The organism is Streptomyces sp. NPDC054834 (genome assembly GCF_053611185.1).
In genome coordinates this window covers 403717-419122 of sequence record NZ_JBSGZV010000001.1, presented here as the reverse complement: position 1 = coordinate 419122, position 15406 = coordinate 403717, and the positions used below count along the sequence as shown (strand labels likewise).

The following is a 15406-nucleotide window of genomic DNA, read 5'->3' as shown; positions in this document are numbered from 1 at the left end:
TCGTACGTGTGCTTCGGGGCGGTGCGAACCCCACGCTCCCACGTTCCGGCCCACACGCGTCCGTTTCTGCCACCCCAAATGAACCAATACTGGCTCCAAGGTGAACTCTGGGCGACGAGTGTTCGAGCTCGCACGCCGACGGCTGTGGCCAGGAGGTATCCCATGCCTAACCTTGAAGCATGGACGTGAACGCGGCGGTCGCCGCAGCGGCAGCGATCGCCGGGGTGCTCACCGGTGTCATCGCCATGCTGGCGTTCCGCTGGAGCGAACGCGACCAGAAGCGACCGACCAGGACTTCCTTGCACACCGATCCCGTACTCCCGCCCGGAGTGGACACGGTCCTCTCCGTGCTCCGCTCGTCGGCCGTCGTGCTCGACGAGGCCGACGCCGTCGTCAAGGCCAGCTCCGCCGCGTACGCCCTCGGGCTGGTGCGCGGCGGCAAGCTGGCCGTCGAGCCCATGCTCCAGATGGCCCGGGACACCAGACGCGACGGGGAGATACGGCAGGTCGAGCTGGACCTCCCGCGGCGCGGGACCGGACGCGGAGAGGCCCTCGCCGTCTCCGCACGGGTCGCGCCGCTGGGCTCCCGGCTGGTGATGCTGCTCGTCGAGGACCTCACAGAGGCCCGCCGCATCGAGGCCGTACGGCGCGACTTCGTCGCCAACGTCAGCCACGAGCTCAAGACCCCGGTGGGCGCGCTCTCCCTCCTGTCCGAGGCCGTCATGGACGCCTCCGACGACCCGGAGGCGGTACAGCGCTTCGCCGGCCGCATGCAGATCGAGGCCACCCGCCTGACCAACCTGGTCCAGGAGCTCATCGACCTCTCGCGGGTGCAGAACGACGACCCCCTGGAGGACGCCGAGCCCGTCCGCGTCGACGAACTCGTCGCCGAGGCCATCGACCGCTGCCGCCACCAGGCCGGCGCCAAACAGATCACGATGGCCTCGAACGTATGGGCGCCCGAAGGGCCCGATCAGGATGGTGGTGGGCGACGGGCGGGCGGCACGGCCGAGCTGCACGTCTGGGGGAACCGGGGGCAGCTCGCCGCCGCCCTGGGCAACCTCGTCGAGAACGCCGTCAACTACTCCCCGGCGCGAACCCGGGTGGGCATAGCCGCCCGCCGGATCAGCGCGCCCGGCGGTGACATGATCGAGCTCGCGGTCACCGACCAGGGCATCGGCATCACGGACAAGGACAAGGAGCGCATCTTCGAGCGCTTCTACCGGGTCGACCCGGCCCGCTCCCGGGCCACCGGCGGCACCGGTCTGGGTCTGGCCATCGTCAAGCACGTGGTCGCCTCGCACGGCGGGGAGGTCACGGTGTGGAGCGCCGAAGGCCAGGGCTCCACCTTCACCCTGCGGCTGCCGGAGGCCGGTGTGGCCCGCGACCGCGCCCAGCAGCACCCCGACCTCGACGAAGAGGCCGGGCCGTCCCCGACATCCCCCGACTCAACCGCTGCGTACGAAACGCTTCCCGCCCCGGAGGTCCTTCCGTGACCCGAGTGCTCGTCGTCGAGGACGAGGAGTCCTTCTCCGACGCCCTGTCGTACATGCTCCGCAAGGAGGGCTTCGAGGTGGCCGTGGCGGCCACCGGCCCCGACGGACTCGACGAGTTCGAGCGCAACGGCGCCGACCTCGTCCTCCTCGACCTGATGCTGCCGGGGCTGCCCGGTACGGAGGTGTGCCGCCAGCTGCGCGGCCGCTCCAACGTCCCGGTGATCATGGTGACCGCCAAGGACAGCGAGATCGACAAGGTCGTCGGCCTGGAAATAGGAGCCGACGACTACGTCACCAAGCCCTTCTCCTCGCGCGAGCTGGTCGCCCGCATCCGCGCGGTGCTGCGCCGGCGCGGCGAGCCGGAGGAGGTCACCCCGGCCGCGCTGGAGGCCGGCCCGGTCCGGATGGACGTCGACCGCCATGTGGTGACGGTGTCCGGTTCCAAGGTCGACCTTCCGCTGAAGGAGTTCGACCTGCTCGAGATGCTCCTGCGCAACGCGGGCCGCGTCCTCACCCGCATGCAGCTCATCGACCGCGTCTGGGGCGCCGACTACGTCGGCGACACCAAGACCCTGGACGTCCACGTCAAGCGCCTGCGCGCGAAGATCGAACCGGACCCCGGGGCGCCGCGCTACCTGGTGACGGTGCGCGGGCTCGGCTACAAGTTCGAGCCCTGATCGGACCGGTCGGTGTCCGCTCTGCTCGCCGGGCGGAGTCCGGCGCAGCGGCCCGAAGCCCGCGGAGCGGTGCGAGGGGTGCGTCGGGGACGGAGTTCGAGCCGTAGCGGGCCGCCGTACGAGATGACCGAAGGGCGGCACCCCGGGAGGGGTGCCGCCCTTCTGGCGTGTGGCTCAGTGGGCCGTGGCCGATGCCGACGCGGAGTCGCTCGGGGTGGAGCCGACGGTCGCGGAGTCGCTCGGGGAGGGGGAGGACTTGCCCTTCGACGGCTTCGACGGCTTGGAGTTGTCACTCGCCGTCGCGCCGGCGGCGGGCGAGCCGGAGGCCGACGCGGCCGGGATCTCGCTCGGGCCCCATGCGCTGAAGTAGTTCTTGGCCGGGAAGACGAAGGCGCGCAGGCTCACGTCACCGGTCTGGCTGAAGGTGAAAGTGATCTTCTGGGCGTTGCCGTCCTGGAGCGCCTCGCTGGTGTTGTCCAGCACGGCGGAGGCGTTGTCCTTGCCGCCGAGGATCAGCGAGCCGCCGGCCGGGATGGTGAGGTCCTTGCCCTTGGCCGGGCTGAGCTTGGCGGTCTTGCCGGTGCCGGGGACGGTGATCGAGTCGAGGGTCTGGGGATTGGTGTCGCCGTTGAAGATGGTGGCGGAGACCACGGCCGGCCCGGTCGACTGCATGTCGGGCTGCGTGATGACCGTGGCGTTCTGGATCTTGATGGTGCCCACGGAGGTGGCCGCGTTGTCCGGCTTGATCTCCAGCGTCTGGGGGTCGTTGCCGGCGCCGCAGGCGGCGAGCGAGGCGATCGAGAAGACGATGGCGGAGGCGGCGAGGGCGCCGCGTCGAATGCTGCTGCTCACGGCGGCGGCAACTCCTTGAACGCAGGGGCGACCTCCTTATAAAGCCGCCCTAAGTGTCTGTCAACGGCCTCAGGTTACCGAGCCGTTCCCGACCGGCCGCACCCGACCCTCCCCAACGCCCGCGCTTCCCTCCAGCAGGGGGTACCCCGCGCCCCTCGAGTGACCCCCGATCCGCATTGGCCGCTTCCTCGTCCGGCATTCACATAACGCGGCCCGCAAATTTTCGGTGAAGGAATGCACGGCCACCCGGATATTGATCACGCATTGATCACGTACCGATGAGTAGGCCGATCAGCCGACTGATCGCAACCCCCTCGTGATCAATTCCGGATTCGTCTCGTATCCGGCTCCGGACACCGAACGGAGTAGCGCAAGTCGCACACTTGGAACCGGACAAATGTGGACGTTCAGCCGCTTGGGGGAGCCTCCGGATGTGTGTGACGTACGCGTTTCACCTCGCCCGGACAGCCGCTCCGACCTGCGAATACCTGCTTCCGCACACCTCCCGAAGCACGTTCCTGTCGCTGTTGTCAAGCCCCGAGATATGCCCTGACCTGCGAAAACGCCATTCAGAAGACGCCGTATCCGTGTTACTCTGGATAGCCACGGAAGGGGTACCTGTCACATGACGTTCAAGGTTGGCGACACCGTGGTCTATCCCCATCACGGGGCCGCGCTGATCGAGGCCATCGAAACTCGCCAGATCAAAGGCGTGGACAAGACCTACTTGGTGCTGAAGGTCGCCCAGGGTGACCTGACGGTACGTGTGCCAGCGGACAATGCGGAGTTCGTCGGCGTGCGTGATGTGGTCGGTCAGGACGGGCTGGACCGGGTCTTCGAGGTGCTGCGCGCGCCGTACGCCGAGGAGCCCACGAACTGGTCCCGTCGTTACAAGGCAAATCTGGAGAAGCTCGCCTCCGGCGATGTCATCAAGGTCGCGGAAGTAGTGCGTGACCTGTGGCGTCGCGAGCGTGAGCGTGGACTCTCCGCCGGTGAGAAGCGCATGCTCGCCAAGGCCCGCCAGATCCTGGTGAGCGAGCTCGCCCTCGCGGAGAACACCAACGAGGACAAGGCCGAGGCCCTGCTCGACGAGGTCCTCGCGTCCTGACGGACCGGCCTCCGACAGGCCCTCCCCGTTCGGCACGTTCATCACAGTGAAATGCCGCGGTGCCCGATGACACACCACCTGTCGCCGGGCGCTGCGGCATGTTCGTGCGTATGCGTACGCAGCCGCCGTACACCGCAGCACATGACTCGTACGACCCGCCGTCCGCGACGCGTACACGGACTCGTACGCGACTGCTGCGATCACTGATGCCGTTGTCATCGGGGGCCCCGATACTGAGCGTGCCGGGCCCGGGCAGCCGACTCGACCGGTGTCACGGAAGGGTCCGGTCAAGACGCGCGCCCAGTGGCACGCTGAGGCCATACCCACGCAGGCCGCGCACACAAACCTGACAGGAACCGATGTCTGACGATTCGCGCCCTTCGCACGCGCCGGTGCCCGTCGCCGCCGTCATTCCGGCCGCCGGCCGGGGCGTACGCCTTGGTCCGGGCGCCCCCAAGGCGCTCCGCGCGCTGGGCGGCACACCCATGCTCATCCACGCGGTCCGCGCGATGGCCGCCTCCCGCGCCGTCACCCTGGTGATCGTCGTGGCGCCGCCCGACGGCACCGCCGAGGTCAAGTCCCTCCTCGACGCGCACGCCCTGCCCGAGCGGACGGACTTCCTGGTCGTCCCCGGCGGCGAGACCCGCCAGGAATCGGTCAGGCTCGGCCTCGACGCGCTCCCGCCCGCCCACCGCGTCGTCCTGGTGCACGACGCCGCCCGCCCCCTCGTCCCGGTGGACACCGTCGACGCCGTCATCGAGGCGGTACGCGACGGCGCGCCGGCCGTCGTCCCCGCGCTGCCCCTCGCCGACACCGTCAAGGAAGTCGAGCCGGCCGCCACCCCCGGCGAACCGGAGCCGGTCGTCGCCACGCCCGAGCGGGCCCGGCTGCGCGCCGTGCAGACCCCCCAGGGATTCGACCGCGACACCCTTGTGCGCGCCCACGAGAACGTCACCGACGACGTCACCGACGACGCGAGCATGGTGGAACAGCTCGGCCTGCGGGTCGTGACCGTCCCCGGCCACGAGGAGGCCTTCAAGGTCACCCGCCCGCTCGACCTCGTCCTCGCCGAGGCGGTCCTCGCCCGCAGGAGGCTCAACGATGGCTTCTGAGCCGCTGCCGGTGCTGCCCCAGGTCGGCATCGGCACCGACATCCACGCCTTCGAGGACGGCCGCGAGCTGTGGTGCGCCGGCCTGAGGTGGGAGGGCGAGGGACCCGGCCTCGCCGGACACTCCGACGCCGACGTCGTCGCGCACGCCGCCTGCAACGCCCTCTTCTCGGCCGCCGGCCTCGGCGACCTCGGGCAGCACTTCGGCACCGGCCGCCCCGAGTGGTCCGGCGCCTCCGGCATCACCCTGCTGACCGAGGCCGCCCGTATCGTCCGCGAGGCCGGCTTCCGGATCGGCAACATCGCCGTACAGGTCGTCGGACCCCGCCCGAAGATCGGCAAGCGCCGCGACGAGGCCCAGAAGATCCTCTCCGAGGCTGCCGGCGCCCCCGTCTCCGTGTCCGGGGCCACCACCGACGGGCTCGGCTTCCCCGGTCGCGACGAGGGCCTGATGGCCGTGGCGACGGCGCTCGTGGTGCGGGTGAGCTGAGAGCGTGTGAGGGTACCTGCGAAGTGACCAGCGACCCAGGTCCCGGAGGTACCCCATGCCCGCCGTTCTCTCCGACCGCCTCAAAGCCCTGCTCGACGGCCCGGTCTTCGTCGTCCTCGGCACCATCCAGCCCGACGGCAGCCCCCAGCTCTCCCCGGTCTGGGCCAAGCGGGACGGCGACGACGTCCTGATCTCCACCACCGTCGACCGCCGCAAGGCGAAGAACCTCGACCGCGACCCCCGCGCCGACGTCGTCGTCCAGGACCCCGAGTCCCCGTACGAGTACGCCGAGATCCGCGGCACCGCCGAGACGACCACCGAAGGCGGCCAGGCACTCATCGACGAGCTGAGCCTCAAGTACACCGGCAAGCCGTACGCCGAATTCAATCCGGCTTCCGCGCAGGACGCGGAGCGGCTGGTCGTGCGGATCCGCCCGCGGAAGGTCGTGGGGAGTCTGTGAGCCGGCCGGGCTGAAAGAAACAGCCCCTCCGGCGGGGTGCGCCCCTCCGGGGCGTCCGGCGGCGTCCGCTGTGTCACGAATACGTGGCCCTTCGGTAGAAGGGTCGCAAGGCACTGCCCCGCGCCCACTACCCTGGAGTGGTGACGATTCGCCTGTACGACACCAGCGCCCGGCAGATCCGTGACTTCACCCCGCTCAAGCCGGGCTGTGTCTCGATCTACCTGTGTGGTGCCACCGTGCAGGCACCGCCGCACATCGGGCACGTCCGCTCGTACCTCAACTTCGACATCATGCGCCGCTGGTTCGAACACCGCGGCTACGACGTCACGTTCATCCGCAACGTCACCGACATCGACGACAAGATCATCACCAAGGCGCACGAGCAGAACCGGCCCTGGTGGGCGATCGGGTACGAGAACGAGCGCGCCTTCAACGACGGCTACACCGCACTCGGCTGCCTCCCGCCCACGTACGAGCCCCGCGCCACCGGCCACGTGACCGAGATGGTCGAGATGATGCAGACCCTCATCGAGCGCGGGCACGCCTACGAGGCCGACGGCAACGTCTACTTCGACGTGCGTTCCTTCCCCGGCTACCTGGAGCTGTCCCGGCAGGAGCTGGACAACCTGCTCCAGCCGTCGGGCGAGGGTGAGACCGGCAAGCGCGACCCCCGCGACTTCGCCATGTGGAAGACCGCCAAGCCCGGCGAGCCCACCTGGCCGACACCGTGGGGTCCCGGCCGCCCCGGCTGGCACCTGGAGTGCTCGGCGATGGCCCACAAGTACCTGGGCAGCGCCTTCGACATCCATGGCGGCGGCATCGACCTGATCTTCCCGCACCACGAGAACGAGATCGCCCAGGCCAAGGCCTTCGGCGACGACTTCGCCCGGTACTGGCTGCACAACGCCTGGGTGACCATCGCCGGCGACAAGATGTCCAAGTCGCTCGGCAACTCCGTCCTCGTCTCCGAGATGGTCAAGCAGTGGCGCCCCATCGTCCTGCGCTACTACCTCGGCACCCCGCACTACCGCTCGATGATCGAGTACAGCGAGGAGGCCCTGCGCGAGGCCGAGTCCGCGTTCGCCCGCATCGAAGGCTTCGTGCAGCGCGTCGTGGAGAAGGCCGGGGGAGTCGTGGAACCCGCCCCCGAGGTCCCGCCCGCCTTCGCCGAGGCCATGGACGACGACTTCGGCGTCCCGCAGGCCCTGGCGATCGTGCACACCACCGTCCGGCAGGGCAACTCCGCCCTCGCCGCCGACGACAAGGAGGCCGCCGTCGCCCGGCTCGCCGAAGTGCGCGCCATGCTCGGCGTCCTCGGCCTCGACCCGCTCGACGAGCACTGGGCCGGCGAAGGCGCCGACCGCGGCGAGGACCTCCACGGGGTCGTCGACAGCCTCGTCCGCATGGTCCTCGACCAGCGCGAGGCCGCCCGCGCCCGCAAGGACTGGGCCACCGCGGACGCCATCCGCGACCAGCTCAACCAGTCCGGCCTCACCATCGAGGACAGCCCCCAGGGCCCCCGCTGGAGCCTCGGCCCGCGTTGATCCCCCGATGACCGCTTTCCCGATCGATTTCTTGATCGATTGTGCCGTCCGGCTCCCCGGGCGGCACACTGCCTATACGTACATACGCACGCTCCACACAGACAGGTAGGTCATGGCCGCTAACAACCGCCGCATGTCCGGCAAGAAGGGCGCGCAGGTCGGCAGTGGCGGCCAGCGGCGCAAGGGCCTCGAGGGCAAGGGCCCGACCCCGCCCGCCGAGATGCGCAAGGGTCACAAGAAGAACCGCGTCGCCAACGCCAAGGCGAAGCAGGCCATTCGCCGCCCCACGGCCCGGGGCCGTGGCGGCAGGTCCACCTCCGAACTCGTCGTCGGCCGCAACCCCGTCTTCGAGGCACTGCGCGAGGGCGTACCCGCCTCCACCCTCTACGTCCAGCAGTTCATCGACAACGACGAGCGGGTGCGCGAGGCACTGCAGCTCGCGGCCGAGCGCGGCGGCATCAACCTCATGGAGGCCCCCCGCCCCGAGCTCGACCGGATGACGAACGGGCTCAACCACCAGGGCCTCGTCCTCCAGGTCCCGCCCTACGAGTACGCCCACCCCGAGGACCTCGCCCAGGCCGCCTACGACGAGGGCGAGGACCCCCTCATCGTCGCCCTCGACGGCGTCACCGACCCGCGCAACCTCGGCGCCGTCGTCCGCTCCGTCTCCGCCTTCGGCGGCCACGGCGTCGTCGTACCCGAACGGCGTGCCGCCGGCATGACGGCCGGCGCCTGGAAGACCTCCGCCGGCACCGCGGCCCGTACGCCCGTCGCCCGCGCCACCAACCTCACCCGCGCCCTCGAGGCGTACAAGAAGGCCGGCATCGTGGTCGTCGGCCTCGCCGCCGACGGCGAGGTCGAACTCGACGAGCTCGAAGCCCTCGGCGGACCGGTCGCCATCGTCGTCGGCAGCGAGGGCAAGGGCCTGTCCCGGCTGGTCGGCGAAACCTGCGACTTCCGGGTCCGCATCCCGATGCCGGGCGGCGCCGAGTCGCTCAACGCCGGTGTGGCGGCGGGCATCGTGCTGTACGAAGCCTCTCGCCGGCGCGCCTGAGGGCAGTCGGCGCGGGCGGGTGGAGCCCGCCCGGCCGGAGGCCTGCGCAGCCGCCCGCCGTGACCGTCGGTCGGCCCGCGACGGGCGCGAAGCGAGCGAGGGCGGCAGAAGCAGGGGCCGAAGCGGCACGCCGACGCGGCTGAACAGACGTACCCGGGGTCACTCGTGCGGGTCAAACCGGGCGACACGCACGAGATTGACGGGGTCCGGACACATCCGGGCGGTCAAAGCAGTGTCCTAACACCACGTCACTCGGTTAGTTGAGTGTGGACACCAGAACACCCCGCACACCCACGGGGGACCGCTCGTCGGGATACGACGACGCTCCCGCGCTGAGCATGGTGAAGGTGCCGAGCGATCCGGCGCAGGTCATCGTCAATCACGCGAGCTTCCGCGTGCAGCTGGGCGCCTCGACCCGGCGAACCCAATCCCAACGGATCGCCCGGCACCCGAGCGCCACCGCGGACACCGCCCGCCGCCGTCCCGTCGTCTGGAGCGGCCGCTCCGCCCCCGACGACACCGGCGCCCACCGGCTGCTCCAGGCCGTGCGGGGCGGCAGCGTCCGCCACGCCGAGGAAGCCGCCACCGACGCCGGCGCCACCCAGGTCATCCCCCGCGTCGGCTATCCCACCGGCTACCCCACCGGCTATCCCACCGGCTACCCCACCGACTACGACGACGTGTACGACGGGCTGCAACAGACCGTCGAAACACCCGTCGTCGGCCCCCAGCGCGCCCCCGCCGCCGGCGAGACCCGCCTCCTGCCCCCCATGCCCACCGTCGGCAGCGCCTACGACCCGCCCGCCCACCTCCAAGACCACTACCTCGACCCCGAAGACCACTACGCCCACCCCGACGACCACTACGCCGACCCGGACGACGACGACCCGGCCGAACCCCACCCCAAACGCCACAGCGACGACCCGGCCCGGCACGCCTACTACCCCGGCCGCCGCATGAACCTCGGCGTCGTCCTGCTTCCCCTGCGCCTCTTCCTCGGCTTCATCTCCATCTACGCCGGCATGGGCAAGCTCTGCGACCCGCTCTACTTCGACGGCGGCAAACGCGGCTCCATGGTCAAGTGGCTGAACACCCTCCACCCCTGGGAAGCCGCCGAACCCCTGCGCCAGTTCGCCCTCCAGCACCCCGTCGGCTCCGGCCTCGTCATCGCCTTCCTCCAGGTCGTCGTCGGCGTCCTGACCATCCTCGGCTGCTGGCAGCGCGTCGCCGCCGTCCTCGGCGCCATGCTCTCCGCCGCCCTGATCGTCACCGTCACCTGGAAGACCGTCCCCGCCTACGACGCCCCCGACATCATCTACCTCGCCGCCTGGTCGCCCCTGATCATCGCCGGCGCCCCCGTCTACTCCGTCGACGGCCGCCTCGCGGGCAACGCCTGGCGCACCCTCGGACCCCGCTCCGACATCTGGGAACTGCGCCGCTACGTCCTGCGCCGCGGCGCCCTCGTCACCGCCCTCACCGTCGGCGTCACCCTCCTCGCCGGCTCACTCCTCGGCGGCGCCGTACGCGACGCCGACCGTGTGGTCGTCCCCGGCCCCGGCGAGGCCCCCCGCAACAACCTCCCCGGCTCGCCGCTCCCCGAACGACCCGGCAAGACCCACCGGAAGACACCGACCTCCACCCCGTCCACCGGCGGCACCGACGCCAGCCCCTCCGGCGCCGCCACCACCCCCGGCGCCACCCGCTCCACCGGCACGGTCACCGGCGGCACACCCAGCCAGACCCAGGGCACCGCGGGCCAGGCACCACGGCAGCGCACCTCCCCGGCCCAGCAGGCCCCCAGCACCACCTCGGGACCGGCCTCCGGCGGCACCGCGACCGGCGGCGGCTCCACGGGAGGCACCGGCAGCGGCGGCTCCTCCTCCGGCCAGCCCGGCCTGGTGGGCGGCCTCCTGGGCTAGCGGCACAGCCGCGTCCGAACGACGGGCCCCGCACCCTGCCGGGTGCGGGGCCCTGTCACGCACGCACTCACGCACGCACTCATGCACTCACGCCTGCACTCACGCCTGCACTCACGCCTGCACTCACGCCCGGCCGAACCGTCAGCGGTCAGCGACCCAGCGCGGCCAGTTCCTTCGCCGCCTCCGTCAGATCCTTCGCCGTGTCGATGGCACGCCAGTAGGCGCCCTGCGGAATCGTGAAACCCGCCAGCCGACGCTCACGCGCCAGATGCGGGAACGTGGTGCGCTCATGGTCACCGCGCGCCGGCAGCAGACCGGCGAACTCTGGCGAGAACACATAGACACCCGCGTTGATCTCGAAGGTCGACGGCGGGGCCTCGATGAAGTCCGTGATGTGCCCGAAGCCGTCCGTCTTCACCGCACCCCACGGAATGCGCGGCCGGGCCAGCGCGAGGGTCGCGACCGCGTCGCGCTCGGTGTGGAAGTCCGCCATGTCGCGGAGCGAGAAACGGGTCCAGATGTCGCCGTTGGTGGCGTACCAGGGACGGTCCGGGTGCGGAAGACGGGCGGCCGCGTACTTCAGGCCGCCACCGCGGCCGAGGGGCTCCGCCTCCACCACCGTCGTGACGTTGACGGGCACATCGGCCGTCGCCAGCCACTTCTGAAGAACCTCGGCGAGGTGGCCACAGGAGACCACCACGTCCGTCACACCCTCCTCGGCGAGCCAGGACAGCTGATGGCCGATGATCGGAGTGCCCGTGCCGGGAATCTCGACCATCGGCTTGGGCCGGTCGTCGGTGTACGGACGCAGCCGGGAACCCTGGCCACCGGCCAGGACAACGGCTTGAGTGGGGCGCGACGCGGCATTCGGATCGGTCATGACCGAACTGTACGCGGCGCCCCACTCGCGGCTTACGGACGCAACCGGCTCCTCAAGCAGCCGTTACCTGCCGCTCACCTTTCAGGGAGCGACTTCAGAGAGCGACTTAAGAGAGCGCCTTCAGGGAGAGTCAGCCGCGGGACGCGGCCAGCACGCCGGAGGCGAAGGACGTGTCGCACACCGGGCGGGCGTACGACTGCGCGCGCGAGGCGCCGTAGATACGCACCGCGGCCCGGCCCAGGGCACGGGCGATCGAGGTGCAGTGCTTCGCCAGTGACGGGTGCCCGTTGACGGCCTGCTGGAGATGAGTGAGGACGACGCCCGGGTTCCTCTCCTGTAGCTCGTCCATCAACTGGTCGCGCAGCACGTCCTGCGGAGCGCGCGTGACATCCCGGGAGGCCCTGCCTGCCCCGGCGACGTCCGAGGCGGTCAGCACCGAGTTCGAGGGGTTCCCCGACCAGTTGACCCGGGTGACCGCGAGGGTCCCGGAGAGCACCAGGACGACGGGCAGGACGAGGGCGAGGGTGCGGCCGATCCGGCGGGCAGGGCCGCCCCGGTGGCCGCGTCGCATCTGTTGGTTGGTGGAGTGCTTCACGCGTGTGAGGGTAGCGTGCCGTAATGTTTTGGAGACATTCAGTCACCGTTTCGGGGGATGCGGAGCCCTCTTTTCCGGGTGGGGTGTTGACGCACACTGCTCGAAATGACCCTCTTGCCGGGGTATTTGTCGACAACGAAAAGAGCCCCGCAGCAGGCTGCGGGGCCCTCTCGGTCAACCCGGGCGAATTTCACCCGGGACGGGTACTGCTCAGTCGGAGAGTCGCTCACCCGTGGAGGTCGAGAACACGTGGGTCTCGCCCGGTCGCGGCACGACGTGCAGCGTGGCGCCCTTCTCCGGGACCGAGCGGCCGCTGACGCGGACGACCAGGTCCTTGAGTTCGTCGTCGACCTTGGCGGAGCCGTAGACGTAACCGTCGGCGCCGAGCTCCTCCACGACGTTCACGGAGACCGCGAGACCGGCCGGGGCGTCCTCGGTGTCCTTCGACAGGGCGGAGGCGGCGGCGCCGTTGTGCTCGACCACGTCGAAGTGCTCGGGACGGACGCCGACGGTGACCGTGCGGTCACCCTTGTCGGAGGCGGCCTTCAGCGCGTCCCGGTTGACGGGGACGACGCTGTTGCCGAACTTCACACCGCCGTCGGTGATCGGCACCTCGACCAGGTTCATCGCCGGGGAGCCGATGAAGCCGGCGACGAAGAGGTTGGCGGGCCGGTCGTACATGTTGCGCGGCGAGTCGACCTGCTGGAGCAGACCGTCCTTGAGCACGGCCACCCGGTCGCCCATCGTCATGGCCTCGACCTGGTCGTGGGTGACGTAGACGGTGGTGATGCCGAGCCGGCGCTGGAGCGAAGCGATCTGCGTACGCGTCGACACACGGAGCTTGGCGTCCAGGTTGGACAGCGGCTCGTCCATGAGGAACACCTGCGGCTCACGCACGATCGCGCGGCCCATCGCGACACGCTGCCGCTGACCACCGGAGAGGGCCTTCGGCTTGCGGTCCAGGTACTCCGTGAGGTCGAGGATCTTCGCGGCCTCCTCGACCTTCTGCCGGATCTCCGCCTTGTTGACGCCCGCGATCTTGAGCGCGAAGCCCATGTTGTCGGCGACCGTCATGTGCGGGTAGAGCGCGTAGTTCTGGAACACCATGGCGATGTCCCGGTCCTTCGGCGGCAGGTGCGTGACGTCGCGGTCACCGATGCGGATGGCGCCGCCGTTGACGTCCTCCAGCCCCGCGAGCATCCGGAGCGAGGTGGACTTTCCGCAACCTGACGGGCCGACCAGGACGAGGAACTCGCCGTCCTCGATGTGGATGTCGAGCTGGTCGACGGCGGGCTTCTCGGTGCCCGGGTAGATCCGGGTCGCCTTGTCGAACGAGACAGTGGCCATGGTGAATGGGCCCCCTTCTACCGGCAGGAACGTGCCGGACGATCCGTTGTAGGAAGGTGGTTGCTGGTGTAGTCCACCAGGGTGAACTGGGTCAGGACGGTACCTGGCGTTCACCTGGTCTGTCAGTAGGTCGGGGGGTGTGAACTTCGCGGAAAATTTCGAAGGTGCCGGAGCACCTCCCACTTGGTGTTGCCGCGCGCGTGTGGTGCTTCCGGTGGTTACGAACAGTTTCTGAGCCGGTGGAGCGGAGAACGCCGTGGCTTGGGGAAACGAGGGCTGTGTACAGTGAAGCAGCCTTCGCTGCTCGCGCGGCGATGCATGCTGCCTCCTTAGCTCAGTTGGCCAGAGCAACGCACTTGTAATGCGTAGGTCGTCGGTTCGAATCCGACAGGGGGCTCAAGAAAGCCCGGGTCAGGCCAATCCTGACCTGGGCTTCATCATTCATCGGATTCACTTTTGCGAACGCTTCAGTGTCGCCCAGCCACCCGATCGGCCACCCGGGCCAACCGCGACGACTCGCCACCCGGCCGCAACCGCTCCCGCCGATCCGCGGCCCGATAAGTCGCGTACATCCCCTGGACGCCCAGCCACCGGAACGGTTCCGGCTCCCATTTGCGGACCTTGTGGTCGACCCAGGGCAGGTCCGTCAGTTCTGTCGGGCCGGTCTGGCCCGAGTCCTGTTGGACGAGGTCTCGTAGGGTGCGGGCGGCGAGGTTGGTGGTGGCGACGCCCGAGCCGACGTAGCCGCCCGCCCAGCCGAGCCCGGTCGCGCGGTCGAGGGTGACCGTCGCGCACCAGTCGCGCGGCACCCCGAGCACCCCCGACCAGGCGTGCTCGACGCGCACCCCGGCCAGCGCCGGGAAGAAGCGGACCAGGATGTCGCGCAGGGCCTCGACGGTGGTGTCCTGGGTGCGGCCGTCGTTGTCGGTGCGTGAGCCGAAGCGGTACGGCACTCCGCGTCCGCCCAGTGCGATCCGGCCGTCGGCGGTGCGCTGGGCGTACATGTAGGCGTGTGCCATGTCGCCCAGGGTTTCGCGGCCGTCCCAGCCGATCGCCGTCCACTGGTCGTCGGTGAGCGGTTCGGTGGTGATCATCGAGGAGTTCATGGGCAGCCAGGTCCGCCGCTGGCCTTTGAGGGAGGCGGTGAAGCCCTCGGTGCAGCGGAGGATGTAGGGCGCGCGGACGGTGCCGTAGGGGGTGACCGCGTGCTTGGGCCGGATCTCCGTCACGGGTGTGGATTCGTGGATGGTCACGCCGAGCGCTTCGACGGCCGCTGCCAGGCCCTTCACCAGCTTCACCGGGTGCAGCCGTGCTCCGTGGGGTGTCCAGGTGGAGCCGACGGCGTCGGCGACGCGGATGCGTTCGGCGGTCTCGCGGGCGCTGTACAGTCGGCGGTCCTTCTCGCCGTACGACAGTTCGTGCTCGTGGAAGGCCTTGAGCCGGGCGAGCTGTGCGGGTGTGGTCGCGACCTCGAGGACTCCGCCCTTGTGGATGTCGGCGTCGATGTGCTCGGTCTCCGTGACGGCGATGACTTCGTCGACGGTGTGGTTCATGGCCTTCTGGAGGCGTACCGCTGCCTCGCGGTCGTGCAGTTTCGCGTACCGGTCGCGGCCGGCGACGCCGTTGTAGAGCCAGCCGCCGTTGCGTCCGGAGGCGCCGTATCCGCAGAACTTCTGTTCGAGGACGGTGATGCGGAGGAAGGGGGCGGCCTTCTTGAGGTAGTAGGCGGTCCACAGCCCTGTGTATCCGCCGCCGACGATCACGATGTCCGCGGTCGCGTCACCGGCCAGCGGTTCCCGGACGGCCGGGAGGCCGTCGTCCGTGTACCAGAAGGAGACGCCGCCGTTCACGACACTGCTTGCCGAGCTGCTCATG

At 70.0% G+C, this 15406-nt stretch carries 14 protein-coding genes and 1 tRNA gene; 10 read left to right on the top strand and 5 right to left on the bottom strand.

Annotated elements, in window-relative coordinates; translation table 11 throughout:
- Positions 1-179 precede the first annotated feature (179 nt).
- Positions 180-1496, top strand: a complete 1317-nt coding sequence (locus ACWGJM_RS01925) for a sensor histidine kinase (protein ID WP_453409701.1) — start codon at positions 180-182, stop codon at positions 1494-1496.
- Positions 1493-2173, top strand: a complete 681-nt coding sequence (locus tag ACWGJM_RS01920; protein ID WP_010358452.1) for a response regulator transcription factor — start codon at positions 1493-1495, stop codon at positions 2171-2173. The genes ACWGJM_RS01925 and ACWGJM_RS01920 overlap by 4 nt, the downstream gene beginning before the upstream one ends.
- Positions 2174-2347: 174 nt before the next feature.
- Here the strand turns inward: ACWGJM_RS01920 and ACWGJM_RS01915 are convergent, their stop codons facing one another.
- Positions 2348-3025: a DUF461 domain-containing protein gene (locus tag ACWGJM_RS01915; protein ID WP_453409700.1), complete on the bottom strand. Its 678-nt coding sequence runs from the start codon at positions 3023-3025 to the stop codon at positions 2348-2350.
- Between the two features lie 625 nt (positions 3026-3650).
- On the opposite strand from ACWGJM_RS01915, the gene ACWGJM_RS01910 reads away from it, so the two are divergent.
- The 7 genes from ACWGJM_RS01910 (at position 3651) to ACWGJM_RS01880 (ending at position 10709) form a co-directional block, all read left to right on the top strand.
- Entirely contained in the window at positions 3651-4133 is a 483-nt protein-coding gene (locus ACWGJM_RS01910) for a CarD family transcriptional regulator (RefSeq protein ID WP_003953493.1), read from the top strand.
- A 359-nt stretch (positions 4134-4492) separates the two neighbouring features.
- A complete protein-coding gene (ispD, locus tag ACWGJM_RS01905) occupies positions 4493-5245 on the top strand; it encodes a 2-C-methyl-D-erythritol 4-phosphate cytidylyltransferase (RefSeq protein ID WP_453409699.1) in 753 nt (250 codons plus the stop codon).
- Positions 5235-5732, top strand: a complete 498-nt coding sequence (ispF, locus tag ACWGJM_RS01900) for a 2-C-methyl-D-erythritol 2,4-cyclodiphosphate synthase (RefSeq protein ID WP_453409698.1) — start codon at positions 5235-5237, stop codon at positions 5730-5732. The genes ispD and ispF overlap by 11 nt, the downstream gene beginning before the upstream one ends.
- A gap of 55 nt (positions 5733-5787) precedes the next feature.
- Positions 5788-6192, top strand: coding sequence for a PPOX class F420-dependent oxidoreductase (locus ACWGJM_RS01895; RefSeq protein WP_453409697.1), 405 nt, complete (start codon positions 5788-5790; stop codon positions 6190-6192).
- Positions 6193-6332: 140 nt separating this feature from the next.
- The gene (gene cysS, locus ACWGJM_RS01890) at positions 6333-7736 is read left to right on the top strand and encodes a cysteine--tRNA ligase (protein ID WP_453409696.1); all 1404 of its coding nucleotides are present in this window, start codon (positions 6333-6335) and stop codon (positions 7734-7736) included.
- 112 nt (positions 7737-7848) lie between these two features.
- Positions 7849-8790, top strand: coding sequence for a 23S rRNA (guanosine(2251)-2'-O)-methyltransferase RlmB (gene rlmB, locus ACWGJM_RS01885; RefSeq protein ID WP_453409695.1), 942 nt, complete (start codon positions 7849-7851; stop codon positions 8788-8790).
- Positions 8791-9056: 266 nt separating this feature from the next.
- A complete protein-coding gene (locus tag ACWGJM_RS01880) occupies positions 9057-10709 on the top strand; it encodes a DoxX family protein (protein ID WP_453409694.1) in 1653 nt (550 codons plus the stop codon).
- Between the two features lie 148 nt (positions 10710-10857).
- Here the strand turns inward: ACWGJM_RS01880 and ACWGJM_RS01875 are convergent, their stop codons facing one another.
- From ACWGJM_RS01875 to ACWGJM_RS01865, 3 genes are all read right to left on the bottom strand, one after another.
- Positions 10858-11589 carry a nucleotidyltransferase family protein gene (locus tag ACWGJM_RS01875; protein WP_453409693.1) on the bottom strand — a complete coding sequence of 244 codons (732 nt, stop codon included), beginning with the start codon at positions 11587-11589 and terminating at the stop codon, positions 10858-10860.
- Positions 11590-11719: 130 nt separating this feature from the next.
- Positions 11720-12184 carry a hypothetical protein gene (locus ACWGJM_RS01870; RefSeq protein ID WP_453409692.1) on the bottom strand — a complete coding sequence of 155 codons (465 nt, stop codon included), beginning with the start codon at positions 12182-12184 and terminating at the stop codon, positions 11720-11722.
- Between the two features lie 210 nt (positions 12185-12394).
- Positions 12395-13531, bottom strand: coding sequence for an ABC transporter ATP-binding protein (locus ACWGJM_RS01865; RefSeq protein WP_453409691.1), 1137 nt, complete (start codon positions 13529-13531; stop codon positions 12395-12397).
- Positions 13532-13854: 323 nt separating this feature from the next.
- On the opposite strand from ACWGJM_RS01865, the gene ACWGJM_RS01860 reads away from it, so the two are divergent.
- Positions 13855-13928, top strand: a tRNA-Thr gene (locus ACWGJM_RS01860).
- A 70-nt stretch (positions 13929-13998) separates the two neighbouring features.
- On the opposite strand, the gene ACWGJM_RS01855 is transcribed toward ACWGJM_RS01860, so the two are convergent.
- Positions 13999-15405: an NAD(P)/FAD-dependent oxidoreductase gene (locus tag ACWGJM_RS01855; protein ID WP_453409690.1), complete on the bottom strand. Its 1407-nt coding sequence runs from the start codon at positions 15403-15405 to the stop codon at positions 13999-14001.
- Position 15406 lies beyond the last annotated feature (1 nt).

Excerpts from the sequence above, each read along its gene's own strand:
- ispF (WP_453409698.1), top strand. The coding sequence starts at position 5,235 with ATGGCTTCTGAGCCGCTGCCGGTGCTGCCCCAGGTCGGCATCGGCACC.
- ACWGJM_RS01925 (WP_453409701.1), top strand. The coding sequence starts at position 180 with ATGGACGTGAACGCGGCGGTCGCCGCAGCGGCAGCGATCGCCGGGGTG.
- ACWGJM_RS01875 (WP_453409693.1), bottom strand. The coding sequence starts at position 11,589 with ATGACCGATCCGAATGCCGCGTCGCGCCCCACTCAAGCCGTTGTCCTG.
- rlmB (WP_453409695.1), top strand. The coding sequence starts at position 7,849 with ATGGCCGCTAACAACCGCCGCATGTCCGGCAAGAAGGGCGCGCAGGTC.
- ACWGJM_RS01865 (WP_453409691.1), bottom strand. The coding sequence starts at position 13,531 with ATGGCCACTGTCTCGTTCGACAAGGCGACCCGGATCTACCCGGGCACC.
- ACWGJM_RS01910 (WP_003953493.1), top strand. The coding sequence starts at position 3,651 with ATGACGTTCAAGGTTGGCGACACCGTGGTCTATCCCCATCACGGGGCC.
- ACWGJM_RS01855 (WP_453409690.1), bottom strand. The coding sequence starts at position 15,405 with ATGAGCAGCTCGGCAAGCAGTGTCGTGAACGGCGGCGTCTCCTTCTGG.
- ACWGJM_RS01895 (WP_453409697.1), top strand. The coding sequence starts at position 5,788 with ATGCCCGCCGTTCTCTCCGACCGCCTCAAAGCCCTGCTCGACGGCCCG.
- ispD (WP_453409699.1), top strand. The coding sequence starts at position 4,493 with ATGTCTGACGATTCGCGCCCTTCGCACGCGCCGGTGCCCGTCGCCGCC.